This is a genomic window from uncultured Campylobacter sp., from assembly GCF_938045465.1.
Lineage (GTDB): Bacteria > Campylobacterota > Campylobacteria > Campylobacterales > Campylobacteraceae > Campylobacter_B.
The window spans coordinates 1-6,268 of record NZ_CALIBF010000096.1 but is presented as its reverse complement, the minus strand read 5'-3'; the positions used below and the strand labels follow the sequence as shown (position 1 = coordinate 6,268).

The 6,268-nt window shown below is 50.2% G+C and carries 8 protein-coding genes; 5 read left to right on the top strand and 3 right to left on the bottom strand.

What is annotated here, in order from left to right; genetic code table 11:
• Positions 1 to 154 (top strand): MGMT family protein (locus Q0413_RS04615; RefSeq protein WP_298987761.1); only part of this gene is annotated, 154 nt, incomplete at its 5' end.
• A gap of 260 nt (positions 155 to 414) precedes the next feature.
• Here Q0413_RS04615 and Q0413_RS04610 read toward each other — a convergent pair.
• Entirely contained in the window at positions 415 to 1,008 is a 594-nt protein-coding gene (locus Q0413_RS04610; protein WP_298987760.1) for a DJ-1/PfpI family protein, read from the bottom strand.
• The gene (locus Q0413_RS04605) at positions 954 to 1,163 is read right to left on the bottom strand and encodes a hypothetical protein (protein ID WP_298987759.1); all 210 of its coding nucleotides are present in this window, start codon (positions 1,161 to 1,163) and stop codon (positions 954 to 956) included. Before Q0413_RS04605 ends, Q0413_RS04610 begins: the two co-directional genes overlap by 55 nt.
• 238 nt (positions 1,164 to 1,401) lie before the next feature.
• Here Q0413_RS04605 and Q0413_RS04600 point away from each other — a divergent pair, with 238 nt between their 5' ends.
• Positions 1,402 to 2,856, top strand: coding sequence for a potassium/proton antiporter (locus Q0413_RS04600; protein WP_298987758.1), 1,455 nt, complete (start codon positions 1,402 to 1,404; stop codon positions 2,854 to 2,856).
• Positions 2,857 to 3,732: 876 nt separating this feature from the next.
• Here Q0413_RS04600 and Q0413_RS04595 read toward each other — a convergent pair.
• Positions 3,733 to 3,993 (bottom strand): MGMT family protein, encoded by a 261-nt coding sequence (locus Q0413_RS04595; RefSeq protein WP_298987756.1) that lies wholly within the window; start codon positions 3,991 to 3,993, stop codon positions 3,733 to 3,735.
• A gap of 310 nt (positions 3,994 to 4,303) precedes the next feature.
• On the opposite strand from Q0413_RS04595, the gene pepE reads away from it, so the two are divergent.
• From pepE to Q0413_RS04580, 3 genes are all read left to right on the top strand, one after another.
• A complete protein-coding gene (gene pepE, locus Q0413_RS04590) occupies positions 4,304 to 5,137 on the top strand; it encodes a dipeptidase PepE (RefSeq protein ID WP_298987754.1) in 834 nt (277 codons plus the stop codon).
• A 526-nt stretch (positions 5,138 to 5,663) separates the two neighbouring features.
• A complete protein-coding gene (locus tag Q0413_RS04585) occupies positions 5,664 to 5,879 on the top strand; it encodes a hypothetical protein (RefSeq protein WP_298987753.1) in 216 nt (71 codons plus the stop codon).
• 109 nt (positions 5,880 to 5,988) lie between these two features.
• Positions 5,989 to 6,268 (top strand): sugar nucleotide-binding protein (locus Q0413_RS04580; RefSeq protein ID WP_298987751.1); only part of this gene is annotated, 280 nt, incomplete at its 3' end.

Sequence of the window (6,268 nt, the reverse complement as noted above, 5' to 3'; positions counted from 1 at the left end):
AATCTCGATCATCATCCCCTGCCACCGCGTCGTAGGCACGCACGGCAGCCTCACAGGCTACGCGGGCGGCATCGATAGGAAAATAAAGCTGCTGCAGCCAGGGGGCGTCGATATGCGAGGGCTTTTCACGCCCGCGAAGAGCACGGCGCCGTAAAGCGGCAAATTTAAAAGGCCACAAAAGATTTTAATGCTCGCGCGCAAAAGTGCGATAAAATTTGAATACTTAAATTTAGACGCTGCACAGCGCATCGCTTGCAAATCGAAGGCGAGCGGCGATTTTAAACGATTACACCGCGCGCAGGACGGCGATCATTAAATTTAAAGCCGAAGCGGGCACGCTTTGAAATTTTAAATTTTTTCGCCGCGTAAAAATTAAAATTTTATGCCGAGATGCCGACCTTAGCGGCGTAAAATTTACAGCGACTCCAAAAACGTCCTAGCCGCCAGTTTGCCCAGGTTATTGGTTGCTAGCGGACTATCGCCCGAGAGCAGGTTGCGGTCTTTGTGCACGGCTCCGTCGATACCTTCGTTTAGGATTTTCATCCCCAGTTTTGCTAGCCGCGAGCCCATATACCAGCGCAGATGGCCTGGCATGTAGCCAATACCCGGCGAGGTGCGGTCAATGACGTCGGGCAGCAGCACGAGCTCGTAGCCCTCGAACAAAAACTTATCCTCGTCAAGCGCCGCGGCGAGCAGCCCGGCCGAACCGTGGCAGATCGTGATGATGTATTTACCCTGCTCATGAAACCATTTTAGCGCGGCCTTTACGTCGCGGCTCTCATCAAGCCCGATCAGCGCGCCGTGGCCGCCCGGGATGTACAGCGCAAAATACTCATCAAAGCCCTTATTTACGATATCGGCGAGCTTTTTAGGCTCTTTAAATTTAGCCGCGTAGCTCTCGAAAAAGTCCTTGAGCCGCTCGTCCTTCGCAGGCATCGCCCAAAACTCAAATTTTACGGGATTTCCAGAGAGCGTCGCGATCTCGAAGTCCCAGCCCGCCTGCGCCAATGATACATCGGCACGAGCGTCTCGACGGGGTGGTTGCCCGTGGAGAAAAACGTCCCGTTATCCATCAGCAAGTACCGCTCGTCGGCCGCGATGATGAGGATTTTCTTATTGCCGTCGTATTTTTTCTCGTAATTAAAATCCGCCAAATCGCTCACGGGTGCCATGAACTGCGACAGCGAAAACGGCGACGGGAAAAACGCGCCGTGCTCGGCGATATCGGGAGTCGGGAGTTTTGCCTTTCAAATGAAATTTTACCGATTAGATAGGCTTTCGTTTAATCTGAAATAAATTTTAAAATTTCGTCCCCTGCTCGTTTAATAAAATTTTATCGCAAAAACCCGCCTAAAAATGGGGAAAACCCGCTATAATCTTAGAAAAATTATGGAACGCTTTTTGGAAAAATTTCTACTCTTCGCCGCGATCTTACTCATCGCAAGCATCGTGCTTAACAAGATCTCGGGCAAATTCGGACTTCCTTCGCTCATCATATTTTTGGCAGTGGGGATGCTCGCGGGCTCGGATGGGCTTTTGCGCATCGATTTTACGAGCCACCGCATCACTCAAGATGTCGGTATGATCGCGCTTATTTATATTTTATACGCGGGCGGGCTAGATACAAATTTAAAATCGATCCGCCCTGTAATGGCTAGCGGCATCATCTTAGCGACGCTCGGGGTGGTGGTCACCGCATGCGCGACGGCGGTTTTGGTTAAAATTCTGCTCGGCTTCAGCTGGCTTGAAGCGCTACTTTTGGGCGCTATCATCTCCTCGACCGACGCTGCGGCGGTCTTTGCGATACTGCGCGCAAAGGGAATTTCGCTGAAAAACAATCTCGGCCCGCTGCTTGAGCTAGAATCGGGCAGCAACGACCCGATGGCGATCTTTTTGACCGTCACGATCATCCAGATCATCTCGCTAAATCAAAGCCTGAGCGCGATCGATATGCTGACGCTGCTAATTAAGCAGTTTTTCATCGGCGGACTTATGGGATACGCCTTCGGCAGGGCGCTACCGTCGATTTTTAATAGACTAAGGCTCGAGCATTGGGGGTTGTATCCGGTGTTTTCGATGGCGTGGGTGGCGCTGCTTTTTACGCTATGTATGAAGCTCGGCGGCAACGGCTACATCGCCGTTTACGTTGCGGGAATGTTCGTCAATAAGCGAGAATTCGCGCACAAGAAAAACCTCATCGGCTTTCACGACGGCATAGCGTGGACTATGCAGATCACGGTATTTATCACGCTGGGGCTTTTGGTTTTCCCGTCCGAGCTACCCGCCGTCGCGCTTATGGGCTTCATAACGGCGCTGTGGCTGATGTTTGTCGCGCGACCTTTGGGGGTATTCATATCGCTCGCGTTCTCTAAATACAGCAAGAAAGAGAAGGTCTTTATCTCATGGGTCGGGCTTCGCGGCGTCGTGCCTATCGTGCTTGCGACCTATCCGTATGCCGCGGGGATCGAGCACGCGGGGCTTATCTTTAACACCGTCTTTTTTATGGTCCTAATCTCCGTGCTGATACAGGGAATGAGCCTGGAGCGCGCCGCGGATAGATGCGGCGTACGCGAGCCGCCAGAGCCTGAGAGTGCGGAGCCCAATTCGAATATGCCGATCTTTTATCGCACGCTGCGCCAATACACCGTGGATCACGGCTGCGTGCTGATAGATAAAATTTTAGCCGAGCTTGAGCTGCCGGCGGATTTCCTCGTCATCCTAATCAGGCGGCACGGCGAATACATCAAGCCTACCGGCTCGACGGTGCTGCAAGAGGGCGATCTGCTGCTCGTCCACTGCGATGAGGAGAGCGTATACAACGCGGTTTTGAAGAGCTTTGAGCCGCCTAAAGCGTGAGCGGCTCGGAATTGCGGCGCAAAATTTTAGTTTGACGCACCTTTTACCGCTCGTAACGACTTGATTATCCGCGCCCAAATTTACGCCCTCGCGTAAAGATCGCTAGCCGCAAATGCGTAATTTTAAATTTCGTAGAGGCTCCCAAGCTTATGAGATTTAAAATTTCAGCCGCACGAAATTTGATCCAAAAGCATCATGTATTAACGGGATGCCGATCCGTTTTGAAATTTAACCGCGCAAATTTTAAATTTTCTAAAATTTCGTAAATTTCAAAACCGGTTTAAATTTGGCTAGCTCCAAACGGATAAAATTTCGAGCCTGCCTGCCGAGACGCTATGTCCTTGACGATCGATTCTATTTTAAAATTCTAAATTTATCTGGCAAATTTATGTAGGCTTACAGCTCCGAAATTACTCAAGAAACGACAAATTTCAAACCCCAAAGGAGTAATTTACATGTCTAAGTCTGCGCGAATAGACGCAAAAGTCCCTAGTTTCAAACTCCAACGGAGTAAATTTACACATAAGGCAAATTGAGCAAGGGTTAAAAAATATTTCGTTTCAAACTCCATCGGAGCAAATTTACACTAGCACATATTATTACTACGCATATTATAAAGAATAGTTTCAAACTCCATCGGAGTAAATTTACACTCTCATCGGTAGGAATTTTGCCTGCAGCCATCTTATTTCAAACCCCAGCGGAGTAAATTTACACCAAAATAGCTTTCGCCTCATTTTCACCGGTGCCTTGTTTCAAACCCCAACGTAGGAATTTAAATTTCACCGTCCATGCCGTGCGACCTTAAAATGCCGTATTTCAAATCTCTACGACCGCAAAAGCTTGCAGCCTTTAAATTTAGCGTTTTAAAGCAGTTCACTCGCACTCCCAGCGGTGCTTTTTCATACGGGCGCGCTCGCCTCTAAATTCCACGCCTTCGGCTTCTAGCAGTTCGCGCTGAGCCGCAAAGCTCGCCGACAAGGCGCCTGCGTGATTTACGACGCGATGGCGCGGGTAGTCGCCGTAGAGCTCTGCTTGCGAGAGCACGCGCCCCACGAGCCGCAAGCAAGCGGGCAGCCCGATCAGGCGCGCGATCTGTCCGTAGCTAGCGACCCTGCCTGCGGGGATCTCCCCCACAAGGGTAAAATTTCATAGATCAAATTTTGCGTCAAAACCATGGCGCGATTATACTCTTTCGTGTTTAAATTTAGGCAAAATTTTACTAAATTTAACCTCGTGCCAGCGCCATGAATTTCATTAAATTTAGCCGCGCTTTAAAAATTTTACGACGCTACGCCTCGCCTAATTTCAAAATTTAGTAGTTTTAAAATTTTGCTTTGCCGAGGCCTTTAGGCGAGCGAAAATTTAAACCGAATATTCAGCCCCTCTTTATATGCAAAGGAATATAATTTCAAAACAGATATCAACTTTGATTAAAGGAGAAAAGATGCAAAATCAAAGACGAGACCTACTAAAGGTAGCCGCTTTGGCGGCGGGCGCTGCGATGCTCGGTACGAGCGAACTAGCTGCGAGCGAAAAGGCATTTAAGCTCTCAAAGCGCGATCATAGCAAGCAAAGAGCGCTGCTGCTTTCAAGCTCGGGCTACAAGGACACGAAATATCTATCGCACGCGGTGTCGTGGATCGGTAAATTTGCGCAGGAGAACAACCTCGCGGGCAAAAAGATCGTTTTCATCCCTTACGCAAGCCTTCGCAGGAGCTACGACGAATATGAAAAGCGTGTCAAAGAGGCGCTTGCGAGCTTAAATTTAAACATCGTCGGCGTCCATCACGCTAAAAACGCCGCGAAGGAAGTCGCGAGCGCGGATTGCATATTCGTAGGCGGCGGCAACACCTTCAAGCTCGTGCACGATATGTATGAAAACGATCTCATCGCGTTAATCAGCAAAATGGTCGAGGACGGCACGCCGTATATCGGCTGGAGCGCGGGCTCGAACGTCGCGGGCGCTACGATGATGACGACGAACGATATGCCGATCATCGAGCCCGAGTCGTTTAATACCTTCAATATCTTCCCGCACCAGATCAATCCGCACTTCATCTCGGGCAAGCCTGTGGGGCACAACGGCGAGAGCAGAGAGGAGAGGCTGGAGGAATTTTTGATCGCTAATCAAAAATCGACCGTGTACGCGATGCCGGAGGGTACGGCGTTTTGGCTTGAGGGCGAAAAGGCGACCGTGCTAGGGCCTGCTGCGGTGCTTAAGATGAACTACAAGAAAAAGGTTGAATTGATCGAGCCGGGCAGCTCGTTTAAGTATTGATCGCACCCGCTTAAATTTAACCGATAGATGCGCCTGATCACACCACTCGTTTAAATGCGCGAATCGGTTAAATTTTTAATTGCGGCGCTCGGCTAAATTCGGGCGCCGCTTTTTAAATTTATGCGATAAAGCGCGCTTTGCTTATGCGGACACGCGATCAAAAGATAAGCATCGATTTAAAGCGGCGCACGATCGCCGAAGCCATAAAAAGTAAAATTTAAAACGCAGATAAAATGCCCCGCGTCCACCTTCTTATGCCGCTCGGCGATTTTATTCCGTATATCGCGGACATCCTTGCCGGCTGCGGCGGGACGGTATATTTGCAAAAAAGCGGCGGCGCTTATAGTGCCGTAAAAATCGATGTGGGCGGCCGCCGAAACTTAAGCGATCGGGAGCAAAGTTTTAAATTTTTTATTTCGCTAGAATCGCCGCAAGAGCCCTAATCGCCCGTAAGGATATTTTACGACGATATGCATCAAAGCATCATCGAAGGCATGGGCGAGCAGAGACGCAAGAAGCTATAGAGATGATCGCGCTGCGGCTCGTCGCAAAAAATCCGGGTACGACTACTTGGGGAAATTTCTCCGGAAATAAACCTAAAAACGACGAAGCGATCGGTCGCGGGCTTAGCTGCGGCGCTTCTTTTTACAAAGATTATTTTTACGCGAAGCGCTGCGCGGACGGTAAAATTTTAAAATTTGATCCAAACGACGACAAACTGCCGAATATTACGACGCCGTAAACGGGCGGCATCGCTAGCGCGAGCAAAGGCGGTGCTTACGCAAAAAAAGCGCTGCTTGAATCACGCGCGCTTTTAGAATTTAATCGTTTTCCGTTTAAACGGCTTGATTATGCAAGAAAAGGCGGCATCGCTCGCACAAGGGCGTCCATGTAAGCAAAAATCGCTCCGCCGCATCTACCGCCACCCGAACTACGCCTTCACCCTGACCGACATCGACGAACTCGACCTCTGCGACAGTAACGCCGTCGCCAACTTTGTCCGCCGCGGCCGCTACGCCTACATCATCAATTGCGCCGCCTACACCGCCGTCGATCGCGCCGAGAGCGACGCCGAACGCTGCCTCCAGATCAACCGCGACGCCGTCGGCCACCTCGCCACGGCCGCCCGTG

What these genes read in the sequence shown, in the direction of transcription:
- Q0413_RS04585 (WP_298987753.1), top strand. Translation starts at nt 5,664, where the DNA reads ATGATCGCGCTGCGGCTCGTCGCAAAAAATCCGGGTACGACTACTTGG.
- pepE (WP_298987754.1), top strand. Translation starts at nt 4,304, where the DNA reads ATGCAAAATCAAAGACGAGACCTACTAAAGGTAGCCGCTTTGGCGGCG.